Source organism: Lacunimicrobium album (assembly GCF_052161635.1).
Lineage (GTDB): Bacteria > Planctomycetota > Planctomycetia > Planctomycetales > Planctomycetaceae > SXPC01.
Window position 1 is genome coordinate 3,057,730 of sequence record NZ_CP197413.1, and the last position, 22,129, is coordinate 3,079,858.

A 22,129-nucleotide genomic window follows, 5' to 3' on the forward strand; every position below is an offset into this window, starting at 1 on the left:
TACAACGTGGAAAAACCTATCTTGCCCCCCTTATGGGCATCGAATAGGATTTCATATCCATTTGTTGCGCTGTCACTTATCTGGATTGCCTCGTTTCCTTCCTCGAATTTTCCAAGCCCCTCCTCCTGGTACGACTTGTCCTCCTCGGTTTGCGATGATGGCACGTGTCGGGATTCAATTTCAGCTGCGAAACGGAATCAACATGCAGACTTACTTCTCTCGCGCGACGGCCAGCTTTACGGCCGCCGCTCTTTTCCTTGTGGCGACGACGATCTTCGCCCAGCAGATGAACGCGCGAGACCCGGAAGAAGCGACGACGACTCAACTGGTCGCGAAGATGACGGAAAACTTTCACCTGAACCAGCACACGATCGATGACAACATCTCGAGCAAGCTGGTTGACAAGTTCATCAAAGATCTCGATCCACAAAAGCTGTACTTCTACGAATCGGACATTGCGAACTTCAATCAGTATCGCAAGTCACTTGATGACATGCTGCGAAAAGGGAATGTCGATTTCGCGAATCTGGTCTTCGACACGTTCCTGAAACGCGTCGACGAACGTGCGACGATCATCGATCAGTTGATCGATACCGACCATGACTTCACGTTGGATGAAGAAATCATGTCCGATGCAGATGACATGACCTGGGCGAAGAACAAAGCAGAGCTCGATGAGCGTTGGCGCAAGCGGATCAAGTACAACATTCTGACTTTGAAGCTCGATGAGAAGTCGACTCAGAAAAACCTCAAAGAACGAGGGACTGCTCAGGCAGAGGAATTGCTCGATGATATGAGCGGTATCACGATCGAAGAAATCCGCGATCGTCTTCACAAGCGATACCGCAGTGTCTCTCGCACGATGCACCAGATGGAGCGGGTTGAAGTTCTCGAACTGTACCTGTCTGCGATGACTCAGTGTTTCGATCCTCACTCCAGCTACATGTCCCCACGGACGCTGGAAGACTTCCAGATCAACATGCGACTCAGCCTGGACGGAATCGGTGCTGCTCTTCGTTCCGAAGATGGTTACACAACTGTCGCTGAAATCATGGCTGGCGGGGCTGCTTATAAGGATGGTCGCCTGCAGGTTGATGACAAGATCGTCGCTGTGGGACAAGATAATGGCGAGATGGTTGATATCGTCGAGATGAAGCTGACCAAGGTCGTTCAGCAGATCCGTGGACCACGCGGGACGAAAGTCCGTCTGCAGGTCAAGAAGGCGGGAACTGGTGAAGTGACGATGTATGAACTGACTCGTCAGAAGATCGAACTGACGCAACAGGAAGTCAAAGGACGAGTCATCGAAGCTCAGAACGTCATCGGACGTCCTGCCAAGATTGGCGTTGTCGACATTCCTTCGTTCTACCGCGACTTCTCGGGTGCCCAGGCTGGCACTGCTGACTTCAAGAGTACTGCTGTTGATGTCTCGAAGGTGCTCGAAGACTTCCGTAAGCAAAATGTTGAACTGGTTGTTGTCGACCTCCGCAATAACGGCGGTGGTGCCTTGACGGAAGCGATCGATGTGTCTGGCCTGTTCATTGACCGCGGTCCTGTGGTTCAAGTTAAAGAGCAGTCTGGTCGCGTGAAGTCACATGATGATGAAGCACCGGGCGTCGCCTGGAATGGTCCGATGGTGGTGATCTGCAACCGTCTGTCGGCTTCTGCCTCAGAAATTTTCGCCGGGGTTATCAAAGATTACCACCGCGGGATCATCGTCGGCGATATGACGACTCACGGTAAAGGAACCGTTCAGAACGTCATGCCGGTGAATAACCAGATGTTCTCGATGTTCCAGGCGAAAGACCGTGGCGCTCTCAAGCTGACGATTCAGCAGTTCTATCGCGTCAACGGCGAATCGACTCAGAATCGTGGCGTTCGTTCGGATGTTGTCCTGCCATCGCTGACGGATCACATGGATCTGGGCGAATCGTTCCTGGAAAATGCTCTCGACTTCAGCCGGGTTCCGGAAGCGGTTTATCAGAAGCTGGCCTTCGTGACCGAGCCGATCATTTCTCAACTGGCGAAACTGAGCCAGGATCGCATTAGCAAGGATCCTAAGTTTGAAGAAGTGAATCAGGCGATCGCTCGTTACCTGGAAGTCAAGAACCGTAAGACAGTCAGTCTGAACGAAGAACAGACTCGCAAGGAACGCGATGCGAACAGCAAGAAGATTGCTGATACCGAAGAGTCACTTCAGGAAGCAGAACTCGGTAAGGAGAAAGGCGAAATCTTCCAGCCGAACTTCTACAACGACGAGATTCTCCAGATTTCTGTCGATTACCTCGATGCCCTCAAGGCGACGAGCAAAACCGCTCAACGCGTGAGCAGCTCGAAGTAGTTATTATCGACATCGATTGATTTGATGAAGGCCCGGACGAGTGTCCGGGCCTTTTTTCGTTGATCAATCATCTATTGTGGCGAGTTGAGTCCTCGACGCTGCTGGATTGCGTGACTAAGATAGGCTCTATGGACGCAGTCGTTGTTGAGCACCTACAGAGATCATTCCGCGTCAACCGCCAGAAAGAAGGCTTCTGGGCGAAGCTGCGCGGGCTGATCAAGCGGGAATCGGAGACCATTCACGCTGTCAAAGACGTCTCGTTCCGCATCGAGAAAGGGGAGATGGTCGGCTTTCTGGGCCCGAACGGGGCGGGAAAAACGACGACTCTGAAACTGCTCTCGGGGCTGTTGATGCCGACGGCGGGGAAAGCCACTGTCCTGGGGTACGAACCCTGGAAGCGGGAGAATGCGTATCGACGACGCTTCTCACTATTGATGGGGCAGAAGAATCAATTGTGGTGGGATCTGCCAGCTCAAGAATCGTTTCGGCTGCACAAAGAGATCTACCGAATCGAGACGAAACGCTATCAGGATCGGATGGATGAACTGACCGATCTGCTGGAGATCCGCAAGCAGTTGTCGCAGCCTGTGCGGGAGCTGTCCCTGGGTCAGCGAATGCGAATGGAGCTGATCGCTGCTCTGCTCCACGATCCGGAGATTCTGTTTCTGGATGAGCCGACGATCGGGCTGGATGTCATTTCACAAAACAAAGTGCAGCAGTTCCTGAAGTATTACCAGGAACACAAACAGATCACGGTGCTGCTGACCAGTCACTATATGAAGGACGTCGAGGCACTCTGCAAGCGGGTGATCATTATCGATGAGGGTATCATCAAGCATGATGGTTTGCTGACGGATGTCCTGTCGCAACTCAATCCGCAGAAGGTGGTCACGCTGAAATTCAGCGAGCATGTCGAGAGCACGCAGTTGTCGGAGTATGGCGATATCATCGAACAGTCTCCGATGACGGTGAAGATTCGACTGGGCAAAGCAGACATTCCCGGGGTCCTGTCTTACGCGCTGGCGGAGTATCCGGTGGAAGATGTGAGTGTGCAGGACCGGCCGATTGAAGAACTGTTTGCAGAGCTATTTTCCCGACGTCAGTCGACGGAGGAAGAGGCTCGGGCGGCGGTGGCTTCGATGTAGGGTGCATGCCTGTTGCGTGTTCGCAAATGTGAATCTATCGGTGCCTAGCGCCCACCCTCATCCGCCCTTCGGGCACCTTCTCCCCTCAAGGGAGAAGGGACAGATTTGAAGAGACACAATGGATACGGCTATCAGTTCTTATCGCGTTTATTTTGAGATCTTCAAGATCAGCGTGGCGGAGCGTTTGACGTATCGTGCGGACTTTATTTTCTCGACGTTTGTCCGCTTCCTGCCGATTGTGACGCAGATCTTTTTGTGGTCAGCGATTTATGGAATCGGGACGTCGTCGCCGCGGGCGAGTATCAATGCGTATTCTTACCAGGACATGGTGGCGTATTACCTGCTGACGATGGTTGCGCGGGCGTTTTCGAGTATGCCAGGTCTATCGAGCGGGATTGCAGAAGAGGTTCGCGATGGGAGCATCAAGAAGTATCTGACGCAGCCGCTTGATCTGCTGGGGTATTTGTTGTGGTATCGAATCGCGCATAAGCTGGTGTATTACGTTTTCGCTGCCCTCCCCTATGGGATCGTGTTTTACCTGTGTCGACAGTACTTTACGCATACGCCGACGTGGGAGATGTGGGTCGGGTTTCTTCTGTCGCTGGTCATGTCGTTTCTGATCGGGTTTCTGATTGAATCGCTGCTCGGACTGGCTGCATTCTGGTTCCTGGAAATCAGTTCGCTGATGTTTATTTACATGATGCTCAACTACTTCCTGTCGGGGCACATGATCCCGCTCGACTGGTTTCCCTCGTGGCTGACGGTGTGGGTCGATTTGCTGCCGTTCAAATTCACGGCGTATACCCCGTGTGCGATTATTCTGGGCAAGTACGACAATAGTGGAATCCTGCGTGAGCTGTGCCTGGAGTTTACCTGGATCATCGGGCTGTGGATCGCAAATCGCTGTGCGTATCATTATGGGGTGAAACAGTATAGCGCGTTTGGGGGGTAAACAGAGGGGAGAGGACCACGGATGAACACGAAGAAACACGGATAAGAAAACCGAATAAGAGAAGAGGATTTGAACCGCAGATGAACGCGGGTGGACGCAGATAAGAAAGGGATTCACTTTAGGTTTTATCCGTGTTTATCTGTGGTTTGTTTTTTTGCTGACTCAAAGATCAATGAAGGTGGATTTCTTTTGATTTGTGGAACGTCGGAAAACACGCCTTCTCCTGTTTGGGAAAAGTGGTATCAATAAAGGAAACGTGGCTGGTCGATTATTGATACTGGCCTTGAACATTTTGCTTGCCTGCTGTGTCGCTTTGTTGCCTGACGCGATACTCCTACCTGTTGACGACCTGCCCCGCCATGTCATCTATTCCTGCTCCTGTTTATTCGGAAGAACTCGATTCGAGGTCGATCTACGACCGGATCTTCTGGGTGGCGTACGTCGCGAATATCATGGTGGTGACCGCGAACGCCCTGACATTTCGCTTTGCGGATATGGTCACCTATCTGGGAGGCGACAACACGCTGACCGGGACCATCACCTGCGTAGGAACGATTGCGGGGCTTTCCAGTCGGCTTCTCCTGGGACAGTTTCTGGATAAGTATGGGTCGAAGATTGTCTGGTTTATCTCCTCGATGATGTTCATCGCGGGTGCGTTGGGGATGGCGGTTGCGGATGAAGTCGGGCTGGGGTTGTATGCGTCTCGTGCGATTTATTCGATCGGGCTGGGAGCGATGCTGACCTGCTCGATGGTGCATACACAGAACCGGGTGCCCGGACATCGTCGGACGGAAGTGATCGGGGTTCTGGGATCGAGCGGGTTTATCGGGATGATTTCCGGTGCCTTGCTGGGAGATCTGCTGACTCGAAGCTTTACGGATGAATCGATGCGATTTTCGGTTCTGTTTGGTGGGACGGCGTTTCTGGGACTGGTCTATCTGTTCCTGACTGCTTACGTGACGCATCGGGATACCCACGTTGAGCCTGAGTATTCGCCGCCGATGATTCCGCTGATGGTGCGTTACTGGCCGGGGTTGGTGCTGTTTGTGGCGATGTTCATGGGGATGGCATATACGATTTCGACGGTCTTTCTCACCCGGTTTGCCTCAACCCTCGGGTTCACCAGCATTGGCTATTATTTCAGTAGCTATGCAATCTCGGCGTTTTTCCTGCGCCTGTTAACGACATCCTGGATTAAGAGGATGAGCCGACGATTGTTGATTGTCATCGGCCTGGTGGCTCACGCAGTTGGGTTGATGATGCTGCCGATGGTGACGGAGTCTTGGCATTTGATCTTTCCGGCGATTTCCTCGGGATTGGGACATGCCCTGCTCTTCCCGTGTGTGGTGTCTTTATCGACGGGTCATTTTCCGATTCAATATCGAGGGACAGCGAATACGATCACCATGGGAAGCGTCGATATGGGGGCGCTGGCGTTTTCGCCGTTGATTGGGCTGTGTATTGATACGCTGGGATTTGAGGCGATGTTTGCCGGCGGGTCGCTTTTGTGCCTGGGGATGGCGGTCGCGTTTTATCTGGCGGACCCGGCGCTGCATGATGCGGAACAGAGGTCACGCAAGACTGTTGTGGTGACGCCGAAGAAAGTGGCGGCTTGAGAGGGAGAGGTCTTAACGCGAAGGCGCAAAGTCGCGACGGGGGAGATTTTCGGTAAGGGCCAGAATGAAAATCTAGAAAAATTGCTTCTCTGCAACCTCTGCTTCACTCTGTTGCCTCTGCGTTCCAGTCCCTGTCAGGGCAAAAATTTGCCTTGGAATTGCTGAGCATGTTAATTCGCTTGCCATTTCGGCGGATATGATCTTTGAGACTTCGTGTCAAATCTGCAGGGGGGTGTTTGATGGTCGACCATCGATTGAAGGATTCTGATGAAGTCCTATAATCAAACAGACGGCGAAAAATGATGGTCATCCTCGGCTTTTGCTCTGTGAGATCTTTCACTCGTCACATCCGCCGACGCATTATGGTTGGTCAAACGAAGGGTCACTGAAGGTGGACTGGGTTGTAAAGTTCCTGACGTCGACGATTGGCAGAAAACTCGTCCTTGCACTTTCGGGTTTACTGCTGTGTGGTTTTCTGGTTGTGCACCTGGGTGGCAATCTGCTGATGTTTGTGGGCCCTGACGCCTACAACACCTATGCTCATACCCTGCACTCTCAGGAGTGGCTGGTGAAGACAGCGGAAGTAGGGCTGTTGCTGCTTTTCGCGGCTCACATCGTGATTGCGATCAATACTGATCGTGAAAACCGCGAGTCACGCGGGCGTGATTATCAGCTCAAAGACTCCAAGCAAGCGACGTTCCTGCCATGGCAGCTGCTGGCTGAGAACTGGATGATTATCTCTGGTTTGATCGTGCTGGCGTTTTTGATCATCCACCTGGCGGACTTCACGTTTGAAGCGACGCCGAATCTGATGGAGAAGATCAAAGGGCATGAGCCGTTCGACAAAGCCATGATCATTTTGCGAAACCCATTCAGCGCGATCATTTACGTGGTCGGCTGTCTGCTGCTGGGATGGCACTTGTCTCACGGTTTCCGCAGTGCGTTTCAGTCGCTGGGGATCAACCATCCGAAATACACCAAGGCAATTGAGAACCTCGGCAAAGTCTTTGCCCTCGTGATTGCCCTGGGCTTTGCAAGTTTCCCGATCTGGGCTGCCGTCTCGAATTATAAGGTGCCCGACTTGAGCACCAATCCACCAGCTGCCGTCTCTGCACAGAAATAATGTCGCCAGGTTCCGTTTGAGACTTCGATCTCGAAGAGCACCTTTTGGACTTTCCCATAGGACAGATTTATGTCACTGGCTGAACAAGATACTTTCCTGACGTCATCGCGACACAATTCCAACTCGCCGTCTGGTCCGCTGGAATCTCGCTGGACGAAGCACAAAAACGAGATGGAACTTGTTGCACCGAACAACAAGCGGAAATTCAGCATCATCGTGGTGGGAACAGGGCTGGCTGGGGGAGCGGCGGCCGCTTCACTGGCGGAGATGGGGTATAACGTCAAGGCGTTCTGCTTCCAGGACTCGGCTCGACGGGCTCACAGCATCGCGGCTCAGGGTGGGATCAACGCGGCCAAGAACTATCAGAACGACGGGGACAGCGTCTGGCGTTTGTTCAAAGATACGATCAAGGGGGGTGACTTCCGGGCTCGTGAATCGAACGTGTATCGACTGGCGGAAGTGTCTGAAAACATCATCGACCAGTGTGTTGCTCAGGGCGTTCCTTTCGCGCGTGAGTACGGCGGACTTCTGGCGAACCGGACCTTCGGGGGTTCACTGGTTTCTCGGACCTTTTATGCTCGCGGTCAAACCGGTCAGCAGCTGCTGCTGGGAGCCTACAGTGCGCTGATGCGACAAACGAGCAAGGGCAAGGTCAAGATGTTCGCGCGACGCGAAATGCTTGATCTGGTCGTTGCGGATGGAGCAGCACGCGGGATTGTGGTTCGTAACCTCGTGACTGGCGAACTCGAGACACACACCGCTCACGCCGTCTTGCTGTGTACCGGCGGATATGGCAATGCGTTTTACCTGTCGACGAACGCCAAAGGGAGCAACGTCACGGCTGCGTGGCGCTGCTATAAGCGTGGGGCAGACTTTGCGAACCTGTGCTTCACGCAGATCCACCCGACTTGTATTCCGGTTTCTGGAGACTATCAGTCGAAACTGACGCTGATGTCGGAATCGCTGCGGAATGATGGTCGCGTGTGGGTGCCGAAGAACGAGCATGACACACGTCCTCCGAGCCAGATTCCCGAGTCAGAACGGGATTACTACCTCGAGCGACGTTATGCCAAATACGGCAACATGGTGCCTCGCGATATCGCGTCTCGGGCTGCCAAAGAACGCTGTGATGCGGGGTATGGCGTAGGTGATACTGGTCTTGCGGTCTACCTGGACTTCAGCCGGGCGATTCAGGAGCAAGGCGAAGGGACCATTGCCGCCAAGTACGGCAACCTGTTCCACATGTATAACAAGATCATGGATCAGAATCCGTACAAGACTCCGATGATGATCTACCCTGCGGTGCACTACACGATGGGCGGGCTGTGGGTTGACTATAATCTGCAGAGTACCGTGCCCGGGCTATTCGTGCTCGGTGAAGCCAACTTCTCGGATCACGGGGCCAACCGCCTGGGAGCGTCTGCTTTGATGCAGGGGCTGGCAGATGGTTACTTCGTTGCTCCTTATACCGTCAGTAATTATCTGGCCAGTAACAAGCTGAGCGAAGTGAAGGAAGATCACCCGGCAGCCAAGAATGTTCTTGTCGATACTCGCAATTACATTGAAAAACTGCTGAGCGTTAATGGTCGTCAGACGACCGATGCGATGCACCGTAAGCTGGGTAAGATCCTGTGGGAATACTGCGGGATGGCTCGTAATGCTCAAGGTTTGCAGACCGCGATCAAAAAGATTCAGGATCTCAAGACCGAGTTCTGGAACGACGTCAAGATCATGGGAAGTGGCGAAGACTTCAACCAGGATCTCGAGCGTGGCGGTCGGGTGGCGGACTTCATCGAGTTCGGCGAACTGATGTGTCGCGATGCCCTTGCCCGCGAGGAATCGTGCGGCGGTCACTTCCGTGAAGAGCATTCAATGGACGGAGAAGCCAAGCGTGACGATGCGAACTTCTCACACGTCGCTGCGTGGCAGTATCAGGGGCCGGATGCGGTCCCGGTCCGTCACCAGGAACAACTCAAGTTCGAATTCGTAACTCCTTCGATTCGTAGTTATTCCGAATAGGTTGAGCAGTTGAAGACTCGAAGCAATCCCTCATCCGACCTCGAAGACTCGGCCACCTTCTCCCCGGGGGAGAAGGACCAGATTAAGACTCTAAGCCCAAATCCCTAAGCCCTAAGCCCTATACCATGAGCACCGGCAAACTTTCACTGACCTTGAAGATCTGGCGTCAATCTGGCAAAGACCAGCCTGGCCAATTCAAGACGTACAAGCTCCACGATGTGAACACCCACATGTCGTTCCTGGAGATGCTGGACGTGCTGAACGATCAGCTGATCCGTCAAGGCGAGGAACCAGTCGCGTTTGATCACGATTGTCGCGAGGGGATCTGTGGTTCCTGCGGCATGATGATCAATGGCCAGGCTCACGGGCCGGACAACGAAACGACCACCTGCCAGCTGCACATGCGACGCTTCCGCAATGGGGAGACGATTGTCATCGAGCCGTGGCGCGCGAAGTCATTCCCGGTCATCAAAGACCTTGCGGTCGATCGTTCTGCGTTTGATCGCATTGTTCAAGCTGGCGGTTATATTTCGATCAATACCGGGAATGCTCCGGAAGCGAACTCGGTTCCCGTTCCCAAAGTCGATGCTGACCTGGCCTTCAACGCAGCAGCTTGTATTGGCTGCGGTGCCTGTGTGGCGGCTTGTAAGAATGCCTCAGCCATGCTCTTCACCTCAGCGAAGGTCACACAGTTCGCGCTCCTGCCACACGGTCAGCCAGAGCGCAAAGAGCGGGTCCTGCAGATGGTCGCTCAGATGGATGAAGAAGGCTTCGGGGCCTGTACCAATACGAATGAATGCCAGGCCGCCTGCCCTGCTGGGATTACGGTCGAGAACATCGCCCGGTTGAACCGGGAGTACATGTGGGCCTCGTTGACCTCGCGGAACTAGAGAGTTTTTTCAACGCGAAGGCGCTAAGACGCAAGGGGCCGCAAGGGGCAATTCAGTGGACGAGAATGCGATCAGTCGAGTCTTAGTTGAGGCAGCGATTGAGGTGCATAAGACACTGGGTGGTCCGGGGTTGTTGGAGTCGGTGTATCAGGAATGCCTGCAGTATGAGCTTGAGCTGCTTGGCATGTTTATTGAACGGGAAGTCATTGTTCCCATTACATATAAGGGTCGCTCGATCACTGCACCGCTTCGCTGTGATCTGATTGTCAACAAGCTGGTCATCGTGGAATGTAAAGCGACGATCGACTACAACAAGATCTTCGAGTATCAGTTGCTGACGTATCTTCGTCTGACAGAACTCAAACTGGGACTGATCATCAATTTTGGCGAGCGCTACGTCAAAGATGGCATCCACCGCGTCGTCAATGGCCTTTAGTCTTTTATCAAAATCTCCCTCGCTTTGCGTCTCCTGGCGTCATCGCGACTTTGCGTTCATTCTGGATCTTCTATGCAAACACCTTTGTATCAATGGCATGTCGAAGCGGGTGGTCGGATTGTGGACTTTGCGGGTTGGCAGTTGCCGATTCAGTATGGGTCGATTGTGGATGAGCACCATGCGGTGCGGAAGGCAGCGGGGCTGTTTGATATTGCTCACATGGGACGGCTGTATCTGTCGGGGCCTGGTGCGACGGCGTTTCTCAATACGCTGGTGACGATTGATGTTGCGAAGATCAAGCCGGGGTCGGTTAAGTATGCTCTCGTCACCAATGATGAGGCGGGCGTGCTGGATGATGTTCTCATCAGCTGCCTGGATGCGGATGACTTTATGATCGTCGTCAATGCGTCCAACCGCGAGAAGATCGTGGGCTGGATCAAGCAGCATCTGCCGGCTGGCAGTGAGATCTCGTTTGAAGATCGTACGCTGGATGAGTTCATGTTAGCCCTGCAGGGTCCGAAGGCGTTGTCGATTCTTCAGCAGATGCTGCCCGAAGAGATCGCCGGGATGAAGTATTATTCGTTTGTCGAGATGACGCTGAATGATCATCGTCTCGTTGTGAGCCGAACCGGGTATACCGGGGAAGATGGGTTTGAGCTGATCATCGACAGTTCCCAAGCAGTCTGGCTGTGGACGACGCTGCTGACGTTTGGCGAAGCAGAGGGACTGAAGCCAGCTGGACTGGGATGTCGCGATACGCTGCGTCTAGAAGCAGCGATGCCGTTGTATGGGCATGAGCTTTCAGAGTCGACCGATCCCCTGACAGCGGATCTTGGGTTTGCCGTGAAGCTCGATAAGCCTGACTTCCATGGCAAGGAGAAACTGGTCGCGATCAAAGCGGCTGGGTTGAAGCGAAAACGGGTTGGTCTGGCTGTTGAGGGGAAGCGAATTCCGCGCGAAGGAGTCAAGATTTTCTCGGGCGCGACGGAAGTCGGCGAAGTGACGTCGGGGACATTCTCGCCCACACTGGAGAAGACGATCGCGATGGCGATGGTCGACTTTGCTCAAACGACTCCGGGGACGGCCCTGGAAGCCGATCTGCGCGGGACACGGATTCCGGTGACGGTGGCGGCGTTGCCGTTTTATAAGCGGGCGTAAAGCAAAAGTCGGACGCGAACCAATCCTTTTCGCTCGGGTCATGAAAGTCCAAAAGAGACCAATTGACTCAGTGAGGAGTTTACTGTGCTTGCCTCCATTCAGACGATTCACCGAATCGAACCTCATCCCAATGCTGACCAGCTTGAGATTTGCCACATCCTTGGCTGGAAGGTCATTGCGCGCAAAGGAGTTCACCGCGAAGGGGAGCGTTGCATCTACATCGAGACCGATACCGTCGTTCCTCAGACGGAAGAGTTCTCGTTCATGGAACGGGTAAATTATCGCGTCAAGCCGATGAAGCTACGCGGGCTCTTCTCCGAAGGACTTTGCATTCGGGATACCATTGGACTGCCAGTTGGAAGCGACGTCACTGAGATCGTCGGAGTTGTAAAGTTTGAGAAGCCGATTCCGGATGACGGCGAATCTATCGGCCCACTCCCCTCTGTCGTCTCCAGGACAGACGAAATCCGCGTGCAGTCTCAGCTCGATATGCTCGCAGAACTCAAGAAGAAGGAGTACTACGTCACCATTAAGCATGATGGAACTTCCGCGACTTTCGGGAAGCTCGAAGGTGAGTTCTACATCTGCTCTCGAAATCTGCGTAAATCGATTGGTCCAGGAACACTCTTTGGACGAATTTTCGAGAAGTATCACCTCGCCGATCATTTGGAGGAGGGAGAGTTTATTCAAGGGGAAATCATCGGGCCTGGAATTCAGATAAACCCCGAGAAACTTCGTGAAATCGAGTTTCGCATGTTTTCGTGGTGGAAGAATCGCGAAAGACTTTCTTACCCCTTCACGAAATGGAGCCATTTCGTTCCCATGTGTGAACTGATTTCCGAACCAGTACCTCTAGATTTGAATGAACTTGAGAACCTGGCTGAACGAACTCGCTATTCCAATGGTGCTCGTGCAGAGGGAATCGTTGTAAGAGCGATCGATCAGTCAGTTTCTTTCAAAGTTCTCAACAAGCAATATGCGATGGCCGAGTGAAGTCGAAAACAGCCCTGCTCTTCGGCGCAGTTTGTCTTGCAGACTGGCGAAACAGGGTTGAATTCGACGATACTATCTTTGTGATTCCAAGAGCCAATTTCCCTTTCTGAATTTGGCCGACTTCAAGTGAAAGCACAGGGATGTCCAATCGCAATTTTTCGTCGCATCAGCAGAAAATTATCAAGCGTTATTACGACAGTCGGGATCAGCTCGATGAGCAGAAGCTGGCGGAACTGGTGACGAACATTTTTCTAGCGACGGGTAAGAAGCTGGAGAACCACTGGAAGACGGCTGGCGACGTGATGACGCGGATGGGTGTGCCGCAGTCGCGGATCGATAATGTCATGAACAAGAAGGACCCGAAGGTCCTCGCGATGCTGGTGGAAGATATTCAGAAGAAGACGGTCAAGTTGACGCCGCCGAAGAAGGAAGACAAGCCGGTTGCCGGTGAGTGAGGACTGCGGAGAGATCCAGATTCAACGCAAAGTCGCGAAGACGCCAAGCAGAATCGATCGTATTGGACAATGGTGCTGTTCTCAGCGCACGACGATTCATCACCGACACAGGTCGGGGCGCATCTGAGGATGCTGATTGGCCCAGGTCGCTTTGCAAAGTCTACAACTCCATGGCTGTGGATTTGTAATCTTCTCTCATTGCTTGTGTGTTCTTACTATTGATCTGCATTAGAAACAATAGCGTATCTCGTTTTCCACTTGTGACTTGCGATCATTCCACGCAAGTCGGCTCTGCTGTTGGCATGGGACCTGCAATAGAACTCTTTCACGAGCCACCCGGATGTCAGAGCCTTCTCCTGACCCCCTGGGGTACGGAAAGAGCGGCAGTGGAGTCCCGGCCTGGGGGGGTTCTGGATTCCACGCCGTTCTCTTTGTTTGCGCGGTGCGATCTTCTCTTGCTTACCCGCTTTGACATGGGTGCGAGACGGCTTCCCGTCAGCTACAATCTCGGCTGACATTTCTTTTCGCCATTCGTTAGGGTAGATGCGCGCAGCTCATGGACGACTCGACTCGCAAAGTTCCGCCGAAAGTTAGTCTTGATGGGACGGTTCCGTTTTCTGGTGTGATGCCGGTGGTGGGGAATCCTCTGCTGGGGCAGTTTCATGAACTGATCTCGCAATCCGAAGTCCATTGGACGGTCACTTATCACCTGATTCGGCAGTTGGGGGCGGGTGGGCAGTCGGTGGTTTATCTGGCGGACCGGTATGGGTCTCACTCGGCGACGTTTCGGTTGGCGCTCAAGTTTTTTACGCCGAAGAACTACAGCGATGAGCAGAGTTATCAGCAGGAGATGTCGCGAATTGCGCATGTCGCGATGCGAATCGCCAAGATTCAGCAGGATCATCTGCTGGATGTGCAGAATGTCGTCGCATTTAATCAAATCCAGGCGATGGTGATGGAGTGGGTCGACGGGTTCGATCTGGATCATATGCTTGATCCACGGACGCTGGAATTGGTGAAGTCGAAGGTGACTGGCGAGCGGTTTGAGTACATCACGAATGTCATCGTGGCCGCGACTTCGCATCGGTTGCGGTTTCAGCCGGCGATCGGGGTCGCGATTCTGCGGGAGTGTTTAGCGGGGCTGGCGGCGCTGCATCGAGAAGACATCGTCCATGGCGATTTGAAGCCATCGAACATCATGCTCAAGAAGACCGGCAACGCCAAGCTGATCGACTTCGGGTCGGCCTTTTATCTACAAGATCAGCCAGCGATTCAGACCTGGACGCCGCGTTATGCGGCTGCTGAGTTATTGGAAGGGGCACCGCATTCGACGGCGTCGGATCTGGCGAGCCTGGGATATGTCTTTTTTGAAATGATTTCAGGAGTAAGTCCGTTTCATGGTCTGACGAATCTCAACTCGCTCGTGGAAGCGAAGAAGAACTTCGTCCATGTTTTTCCGGACTTGCTGCCGAAGGATGTGGCTTCCAATGAACTGCTTGTCGAGTTGATCAAAGGGCTGATTGATGCGGATCCATCCAAGCGATTCGCGACGGCGGAAGCGGCGGATCTGGACGAGCGAGGAGCAGCACCGCTGGAACGTCAGATGGTCAAAGGCAATCTCGATACCGAGCACGAACACGACATTCGGCATCTGCTCGATGAGCTGGGAACGCTGGGGACGGGCGAGGTCTAGCAAGTTTGGTGCGGTTAAAAATGGAAAAGAGGACGAATCCTTCACCACTAAGTCTCGAAGGTCACGAAGGTTCACAAAGAGAAGCCAAGAGTTTGAAGTGAGAGCTTCGCAGAGAATCAACCTAAATGAGGTTCTCATCCCGCTCTGCCAATCGATCAGAGTGTCACGGATTTCATTTCCGGAAATGGCTTCTTGAGCCTGTATGTCCTTCGAGCCTTGATGGTGAATCCCATCGGGCGTTTTGACGGTTCAGCTTAGATTTTCAGACAGCTTCTAAGAGAGACGGAGACAGTCGCGGACATGGCTGGCGAGGGTTGATGCCTGAACGCGGTCTTTCCATTCCGGGACGGGAATCAGGCCTCCTGCGAGGCGTCGGCAGAAATGGTCGATGATGACTTCTTCGGGGCGACGTTCGTCTTCGTGGAGTTCGATTTTCTCTTCGCCATCGGTGACGCGCCAGGCGATTTCGCGGACGCTGCGGATTTCGGCGATCCCCTTTTGACAGACGATACGAGCCAGAGGCTTGGATTCCTCGGCTTTCTTATGATGGACAACAAGTTCGACCATCCCGGGAACGGGGCGAGTCCGGTTGATCGTGATCGCGGCGACGCTGGCATCGCTGTTGGGGACGATCCCCTGAACGTCGCGTCCGAGAATGCTCATGCCCCAGTCAAGGAGGTCAGAGAGGTGATGCTGGTCGATGGTGTTCGTGTCGGCAGAAATCCAGAGTTCGATACCTTCTGCGATCCCCAGCTGGGTCGACATCAACTCTCTGAGACGCATCATCGCGGGCTGATAGCGGGCCAGGAGGGCTGGCGTGACGGAGTTCCAGGAGACATCGTTGCTGCTCGTGGGTGGGATCACCCCTGAGAAGTCAAGAAGAGGCTTGTTCTGCTGATCGGCCAGGCGAGCCAGCTGTGGATGATACCAGCCTGGTCGCAGACAGATGAGACCGTCAATACTTTCGTCAGCGACAGCCTGCATGAGCGAGCAGGTTGATCTGCTTTGTATGTCCCGTGCGGCAGATTTGCAGAGCTGGCTGCGGAGATCGAAGACGCGGGTGACCTGAATACGTTGCAGGTATTTCAGAAAAATCGGGACATACACATCTTTGATGTCGGCGCTCACACCGATCAAGCCCAGACGGATCAGACGTGGTCCTCGATTCGCACTACTCAATGTTCAGCCCACGGACCTTTCCGAAATCCGCTGTGTTGTCGTTGCCAGTCATTGGCGTTGCCAACGCGTTAGCGACAACTATACACGCCCGAGAGCTGGGGCGAAACCACCAGTTTCGACAGCCGAGGGACATTTCCGTTTTCCGGGGAGCGGACCATCGACTTGGCTGGTGAGGAACATGCGTGCTCTAGCAATACAATTGGAAGTCGTCTCAGGCGACCATCTTCTTGCGTGAACCGATGCGGCTGGGGAACTCGACCAGAGAGTGGATGTTGCCTTTGACGTTGACTTCGGAATAGGCGCCGTCCTGCTCATTGATGCTCATCATGACAGGGAGCATCGGATTGAGCATGGTGGAGATGACTTTGGCTTCGATCGGGGTGTCTGCGATGAGGCTGAGTCGGAATTTTTGCATGATCATGGGCATCGCGGTCATGAGAATCTGCATCGCGAGCCCTGCGCCGACGCACATCCTCGGGCCGGCGCCGAATGGCAGGTAGGCATAAGGAGGAGGAGAACAGGTCAGCCAGCGTTCTGGAAGAAAGCGTTCTGGCTCAGGGTAAAAGTCTTCGCGGTGGTGGGTCATGAACTGGCTGAAGATGATCGCAGAGCCGGGAGCAAGCTTGAATGGCCCCAAGTCCACGGGAGCGACGTTCGTACGCTGAGAATATGAAGACGCCGGCATGATCCGCATGCTTTCTTTGAGCACGCGATCGAGCAGAGGCAGGCGTGCGAAGTCGGACATTTCCGGGACGCTGCTGCCGAGGGTCGTTTCGATTTCCTGCAGCAGCGACGTCGCGACATCGGGGTGCTGTGAGAGGAGCATGTGGGTCCACGTGAAGGTGTGGGCCGTCGTCAGGTGAGCGGCGGCGAAGAGGAGCGTCACATGGCCAACGAGCTGGTCCTCGTTGATTTCCCCTTCGGCATCATGAGCAGCCAGAAGGAGGGAGAGAACGTCTTCGGCTGGTCCATCACCGCGAGAGGCGAGTTGATCGCGTTTCATGGTGATGAATTCACGAATCATGTCTTCGAGCTCTTCGCCGTAGGCGAGCATGTCTTCGTATTCGCTGGCAAGATCGGGGTGAGAACCGAAAGCCATCGGTCCGAGACGGTGGTTGTAGCGGACCCAGGTATCGATCTTCTCGCCGATGGCGTAAGCTTTCTCGGGGTGATCGATTCCGAAGAGGAGCGCGCTGGTCAGACGCAGCATGTAGTGCGTCATTTCCGAGTTGATGTCAACGGTCTTGCCGACCTGCCAGCCAGCGAGAAGCTCCGAAGTCAGTGTTTGAATTGTCGAGCTGTAGCTGCCGATGGATTTGCGGGAGAATGGCTCTTTGACCATGCGTCGATGACGGCGATGCTGGTCGTCGTTCATGCTGAGCAGACCTTCGGTCAGTTTGCGCTGAGCGGATCTGCGTGAGCCTCGGATCGCGAAGAAGCGGCTGTGGAACAGTTGTGGCTGACTGAGCAGGAACTGATTCCATTTGGGGTGGAAGACGAAGAACGCTTTTGCCTGTTCGTCTTCAATGCATGCGACATCGCCGTGCTCGGCTTTGAGTTTTCGCATCATCGCGACGGGATCGTCTGCGAAGCTCTGCATGCTGGTGCGTGTCACAGGCAGGGGCAGTCCATTCCCTGCGGCGTCACGCGAATTCATTTCGCTCATTTGTGTAGCGTCCATCGTGAATCGTGTCACCTGGAGGGAAACCTTCGTGGTTCCGCTCGTTCAACAATGAGTCGGCTGGCATTCAAGATCATCTTGAATCTCACCCCAACTTGCCCATCTTTCCAATATGGGCCAGCTACTAAGCATTGTCGAGGCGGTCTTTTAACGATTTTACAATCGAGCCACAAGACAAGTCTTCGTGACCGTTATGACCTGCCCTTCATGCGTTTACGATCAGTACTGTTGATGTTGATCCTGCGTTTAGGGCTAAATCTCCGAGAGGAAGTGAGAGATGGAGAAGCAACTTCTGCGATGTTAAGATTTGACGCCGGTGTTTCCGGCGTGAGGTGGAGTTGACAGGCTTTCAGAATTCGGAAATGAATCAGGCCGGAATCATCTTGACAGAATACAAAAACAGGGTACAAAGTTTGATACGTTACCTTTTCTTGTTTTGTGGTTGTCCTGCGTTTTGCTCTCTTTGGTCCTAGCTCTGAGTTTACGTTTCCTCACGGCGTCCCGAGATAGTCATTTCCTAGCAGATTCAGCCAAGCCGTTTGAGGAATTTTGCATGAGTCAGAGATTGTATGTGGGCAATCTGCCCTTCGGAGTCGCCGACGAAGATCTGCGACAAGCTTTTGGCCAATTTGGCGATGTCGTTTCAGCACGCGTGATCACAGACCGTGAAACCGGTCGTTCACGTGGCTTTGGTTTCGTCGAGCTGTCTTCAGGTGGAGATGTCGCTGTCAACGAGATGAACGGTGCAGATATGCAAGGCCGTAAACTCGTCGTCAACGAAGCCCGCGAACGCGAACGCACAGGTGGCGGCGGCGGTGGCGGTGGTGGATACGGCGGCGGTGGCGGCGGACGTAGTGGTGGCGGCGGTGGCCGTGATCGCGGCGACCGTGGTGACCGTGGCGGTCGCTACTAGGATTACCCTAGTCAGTGATCTGTCGACAGTTTAACCGTACAAATGAAAGCCGATGCTCGAAAGAGTGTCGGCTTTTTTTTATGCGCGACGATTTAACCAAGGACTTTTAGCGATCGCTGGAAAGACCTATGAAATCGATTGGACTACTGTTCTGAGCCAATCGGCCAGTTGATCATCGCTGAGTTGCCCCGAGGCGAGAGCGATCATGAGATCGTATTTTTCGTCTTCGGATGCTTCCATATCCAAACCATTCAAGATCAGAAATGTCCGCATGACCAAGTATGCCGCCCGCTTATTTCCATCTGTAAACGGATGATTTCTAGCGATTCCGAATGCATATGCGGCAGCGAGTTCGCAAACGTCTGTCACGTTTCCGTAATGATACTTCTGTTTCGGCCTGGCAACTGCCGACTCCAGCAAATTCTAGTCGCGAATACCTGCCGGCCCGCCATATCTCGCCAGTTGCTTCTGATGAATCTCGATGACGTCGTCAACGTCTAACCACTCAAACATCATGTCACACTTTCTGTCAGGTGACTATTGAGCGAGTCGTCGCAGGAGATTGTCATCTTCTTCCATGATCTGATCGACGATTTTCATGATGCGTTCGCGTTTCGATGGAGTCGGCAGCGATTCAACGATCTGATTGCTTTCGTCAATCGTTAATACATCCCCGACCTTCACATTCAGTCGTGCCATGACATCAGCGGGGATGATGACTCCCTGTGAATTTCCGATCTTCTCAATGACGAGGCGAACCATAAATTTATCCTTTACGTGAACGTATCCGAATTATTCACGCTCACCTACCGCAAATACAACATCAAAATCGACAGATCCGCGGGGGTAATGCCGCTGATGCGGCCGGCCTGGCCCAGGTTGAGGGGGCGGACGGTTGAGAGTTTTTCCTTGGCTTCTTTGCGAAGCTGCTTGATGGCGTGATAGTCGAAGCTCTCGGGGATTTTGACGGACTGCGTTTTCGCGGCCTTGGCGATCTCGGCATCCTGGCGTTTCACGTAGCCGGAGTATTTGATCTCCGTGACAGCCTGGAGGCGGGCACGGTCGCTGATCTGGGTCGCCAGTTCGCCGGTGGCTGGGGACATTTCGAGGAGTTGTTCCCACTCGATTTCCGGGCGACGGAGCCATTGTTCGAGGGACTGGCCCTGAACGCGGGTCGCTGCGAGGACCTTCAGGGCATGCTGGACGTCGTTTTCGTAGCGTTCATGCTTCGTCCAGCGGGCGTCGTCGACGAGGCCGATGGCGTGTCCGAGGGGCGTGAGGCGTCGGTCGGCGTTGTCCTGTCGGAGAAGCAGGCGGTACTCGGCTCGCGAGGTAAACATGCGATACGGCTCATCGACTCCCTTGGTGACGAGGTCGTCAATCAAGACGCCGAGGTACCCCTGGTTGCGGTCGATGATGAAGGGGTCTGCCCCTTTGAGCTTGAGGGCAGCGTTGATTCCGGCGAGGAGCCCCTGCCCTGCGGCTTCTTCGTAACCGGTCGTGCCATTGATCTGGCCAGCGAAGTAGAGGCCACTGACGAGCTTGGTTTCCATCGTCGGTGAAAGCTGCGTCGGCGGGGCGAAGTCGTACTCGACGGCGTACCCGTAGCGCATGATCTCCGCGTTTTCGAGGCCACGGATGTTGCGGATCATTTCGTCTTGGACGTCTCGGGGGAGGCTGGTGCTGATGCCGTTGCAGTAGACTTCCAGCGTGTTGCGTCCTTCCGGTTCCAGGAAGATCTGATGCGATTCCTTCTCGGCGAAGCGGACGACCTTGTCTTCGATCGATGGGCAATAACGCGGACCGCGGCTGTTGATCTGGCCGGAATACATCGGCGCACGATGCAGGTTGGCGCGGATGGCGTCGTGGACATGGGCATTGGTCTCAGTGAGCCAGCAGTGCATTTGCTCAATGTGAAGCGAGTCGTTCATGTACGAGAAGGGCTGTGGGTTCTCGTCGCCGGGCTGGATCTCGCAGGCTGCGTAGTTGATGGTACGACCGTTGATCCGTGCGGGGGTGCCTGTTTTGAAGCGAGCCAGTTCGAAGCCGAGGTCACGCAGCGAATCGGACAGCGTGCCGGTTGTCCCCTCCCCTGCTCGACCCCCGGGGGTTTTGGCTTCGCCGGTATGCATGATCGCCTGCAGGAAGGTTCCCGTCGTCACGATGACGGCTTGGGCACGATAGACAGCAGGTCCTCGAACCTGGACGCCGGTGATCTTGCCGTTTTCGACGAGCAGCTTCTCAGCCATCTCCTGCTTGAGATGCAGGTTGTCGGTCATTTCGACCAGATGCTTCATCAGGAACTGGTAGGCTTTTTTGTCGGCCTGGGCGCGCGGCGAGTGCATCGCCGGTCCCTTGGAGCTGTTGAGCATGCGGAAGTGAATGCCGGTCGCGTCGATGGTCTTGCCCATCTCACCGCCGAGGGCGTCGATCTCGCGAACGATCTGCCCTTTCGCGACGCCGCCGATGGCAGGGTTGCAGCTCATCGCGCCGACCATATCGACGTTCATGGTGAGCAGCGCCGTTTTTGCCCCGAGACGGGCGGCTGCGAGAGCCGCTTCAATGCCTGCATGGCCGCCGCCGATGACGATGATGTCGAAGTTGTAGTGTTGCATAAGACTAGAGTTTTACCACGGAGGGCACAGGGGAACACAGAGGCTCACGGAGAAGAAGAAAACCACGGATGAACACGAAGTAACACGAATCAGACAATCAGGAAGGCAAATGATTTAAACCGCAGATAAACGCTGATCGACACAGATAAAAAAGCCATGAGACGGAATCAAATAGTAACGCCTCTCAGAATTCTCATGACTCTGCACGCTCTTAATCTGTGTGAATCCGTGTTTATCTGTGGTTCTCTTATTCTCTCCATGATGGTTTCAAACAGGAGAGGTTAACTCTGTGGTGAGGTCCTCTGTGAGTGGTGAATCTTTGGGTCGACCTGTTACAATCGAGTCGACGTGTCTGTTTACATCCAAGATTCGAAAACGCAAAAGGAATACATCATCATGGCTTCTGTGACGCTGAAAGGCAATCCTGTCACGCTTGCTGGCACTCCACTCAAAGCGGGCGATGCCGCTCCTGATTTCAAGCTGCAAAGCAATGCATTGGAAGATGTGACGCTGGCCAATTCAGCCGGTAAGTACCGTATTATCGCCGCTGTTCCGTCTCTGGACACCCCTGTCTGCAGCATGGAAACGAAGAAATTCAACGAAGAAGCTGCCAAGCTGAGCAACACTCAGGTTTATGTCGTCAGCACCGACCTGCCGTTCGGCCAGAAGCGATGGTGTGGCGCTGAAGGGGTTTCCAACGTTGCAGCCCTGAGCGATCACCGGACTGCTGAATTCGGCAAGAGCTATGGCGTTCTGATCCAGGGTGGCGGACTCGATCGCTGCTTCTGCCGCGCGATTTTCGTTGTCGATCCAGCTGGGAAGCTGGCTCACGTCGAGTATGTTTCTGAAATCGCTAACGAGCCAGATTATGCCAAGGCGATTGCTGCGGTGAAGTAGGTTGAAGGCGAGCGGGGGGCGTA

General features: G+C 54.0%; 19 protein-coding genes. 14 read left to right on the forward strand and 5 right to left on the reverse strand.

Features of this window, described 5'->3' with window-relative positions; genetic code table 11:
- Positions 1 to 202: 202 nt before the first annotated feature.
- From SH248x_RS12175 to SH248x_RS12230, 12 genes are all read left to right on the forward strand, one after another.
- Entirely contained in the window at positions 203 to 2,341 is a 2,139-nt protein-coding gene (locus SH248x_RS12175; RefSeq protein ID WP_459554549.1) for a carboxy terminal-processing peptidase, read from the forward strand.
- A gap of 128 nt (positions 2,342 to 2,469) precedes the next feature.
- Entirely contained in the window at positions 2,470 to 3,486 is a 1,017-nt protein-coding gene (locus SH248x_RS12180) for an ABC transporter ATP-binding protein (RefSeq protein ID WP_459554550.1), read from the forward strand.
- A gap of 118 nt (positions 3,487 to 3,604) precedes the next feature.
- Positions 3,605 to 4,438 carry an ABC transporter permease gene (locus tag SH248x_RS12185; RefSeq protein ID WP_459554551.1) on the forward strand — a complete coding sequence of 278 codons (834 nt, stop codon included), beginning with the start codon at positions 3,605 to 3,607 and terminating at the stop codon, positions 4,436 to 4,438.
- A 359-nt stretch (positions 4,439 to 4,797) separates the two neighbouring features.
- Positions 4,798 to 6,054 carry an MFS transporter gene (locus SH248x_RS12190; protein WP_459554552.1) on the forward strand — a complete coding sequence of 419 codons (1,257 nt, stop codon included), beginning with the start codon at positions 4,798 to 4,800 and terminating at the stop codon, positions 6,052 to 6,054.
- A gap of 391 nt (positions 6,055 to 6,445) precedes the next feature.
- On the forward strand, positions 6,446 to 7,177 hold the full coding sequence (locus SH248x_RS12195; RefSeq protein ID WP_459554553.1) for a succinate dehydrogenase cytochrome b subunit: 732 nt from the start codon (positions 6,446 to 6,448) through the stop codon (positions 7,175 to 7,177).
- A gap of 69 nt (positions 7,178 to 7,246) precedes the next feature.
- Entirely contained in the window at positions 7,247 to 9,196 is a 1,950-nt protein-coding gene (locus SH248x_RS12200) for a fumarate reductase/succinate dehydrogenase flavoprotein subunit (RefSeq protein ID WP_459554554.1), read from the forward strand.
- A 125-nt stretch (positions 9,197 to 9,321) separates the two neighbouring features.
- Positions 9,322 to 10,086, forward strand: coding sequence for a succinate dehydrogenase/fumarate reductase iron-sulfur subunit (locus SH248x_RS12205; RefSeq protein WP_459554555.1), 765 nt, complete (start codon positions 9,322 to 9,324; stop codon positions 10,084 to 10,086).
- A gap of 55 nt (positions 10,087 to 10,141) precedes the next feature.
- The gene (locus SH248x_RS12210) at positions 10,142 to 10,522 is read left to right on the forward strand and encodes a GxxExxY protein (RefSeq protein WP_459554556.1); all 381 of its coding nucleotides are present in this window, start codon (positions 10,142 to 10,144) and stop codon (positions 10,520 to 10,522) included.
- A 72-nt stretch (positions 10,523 to 10,594) separates the two neighbouring features.
- On the forward strand, positions 10,595 to 11,680 hold the full coding sequence (gene gcvT / locus SH248x_RS12215) for an aminomethyltransferase family protein (RefSeq protein ID WP_459554557.1): 1,086 nt from the start codon (positions 10,595 to 10,597) through the stop codon (positions 11,678 to 11,680).
- An 84-nt stretch (positions 11,681 to 11,764) separates the two neighbouring features.
- A complete protein-coding gene (locus tag SH248x_RS12220) occupies positions 11,765 to 12,673 on the forward strand; it encodes an RNA ligase family protein (protein WP_459554558.1) in 909 nt (302 codons plus the stop codon).
- 140 nt (positions 12,674 to 12,813) lie between these two features.
- Entirely contained in the window at positions 12,814 to 13,128 is a 315-nt protein-coding gene (locus SH248x_RS12225) for a hypothetical protein (RefSeq protein WP_459554559.1), read from the forward strand.
- Positions 13,129 to 13,684: 556 nt separating this feature from the next.
- Positions 13,685 to 14,821 carry a serine/threonine-protein kinase gene (locus SH248x_RS12230; protein ID WP_459554560.1) on the forward strand — a complete coding sequence of 379 codons (1,137 nt, stop codon included), beginning with the start codon at positions 13,685 to 13,687 and terminating at the stop codon, positions 14,819 to 14,821.
- Positions 14,822 to 15,094: 273 nt separating this feature from the next.
- Here SH248x_RS12230 and SH248x_RS12235 read toward each other — a convergent pair whose 3' ends face one another.
- Entirely contained in the window at positions 15,095 to 16,000 is a 906-nt protein-coding gene (locus SH248x_RS12235) for a Gfo/Idh/MocA family oxidoreductase (protein WP_459554561.1), read from the reverse strand.
- A 211-nt stretch (positions 16,001 to 16,211) separates the two neighbouring features.
- Entirely contained in the window at positions 16,212 to 17,681 is a 1,470-nt protein-coding gene (locus SH248x_RS12240; protein WP_459554562.1) for a cytochrome P450 family protein, read from the reverse strand.
- Between the two features lie 553 nt (positions 17,682 to 18,234).
- Here SH248x_RS12240 and SH248x_RS12245 point away from each other — a divergent pair.
- A complete protein-coding gene (locus SH248x_RS12245) occupies positions 18,235 to 18,594 on the forward strand; it encodes an RNA recognition motif domain-containing protein (RefSeq protein ID WP_459554563.1) in 360 nt (119 codons plus the stop codon).
- A gap of 126 nt (positions 18,595 to 18,720) precedes the next feature.
- Here the strand turns inward: SH248x_RS12245 and SH248x_RS12250 are convergent, their stop codons facing one another.
- From SH248x_RS12250 to mnmG, 3 genes are all read right to left on the reverse strand, one after another.
- Positions 18,721 to 19,014, reverse strand: a complete 294-nt coding sequence (locus tag SH248x_RS12250; protein WP_459554564.1) for a type II toxin-antitoxin system death-on-curing family toxin — start codon at positions 19,012 to 19,014, stop codon at positions 18,721 to 18,723.
- A 117-nt stretch (positions 19,015 to 19,131) separates the two neighbouring features.
- Positions 19,132 to 19,356, reverse strand: a complete 225-nt coding sequence (locus tag SH248x_RS12255) for an AbrB/MazE/SpoVT family DNA-binding domain-containing protein (protein ID WP_459554565.1) — start codon at positions 19,354 to 19,356, stop codon at positions 19,132 to 19,134.
- A 44-nt stretch (positions 19,357 to 19,400) separates the two neighbouring features.
- Positions 19,401 to 21,209 (reverse strand): tRNA uridine-5-carboxymethylaminomethyl modification enzyme MnmG/GidA, encoded by a 1,809-nt coding sequence (gene mnmG, locus SH248x_RS12260; protein WP_459554566.1) that lies wholly within the window; start codon positions 21,207 to 21,209, stop codon positions 19,401 to 19,403.
- A gap of 396 nt (positions 21,210 to 21,605) precedes the next feature.
- Here mnmG and tpx point away from each other — a divergent pair, with 396 nt between their 5' ends.
- Entirely contained in the window at positions 21,606 to 22,106 is a 501-nt protein-coding gene (tpx, locus tag SH248x_RS12265) for a thiol peroxidase (protein WP_459554567.1), read from the forward strand.
- Positions 22,107 to 22,129: the final 23 nt, after the last annotated feature.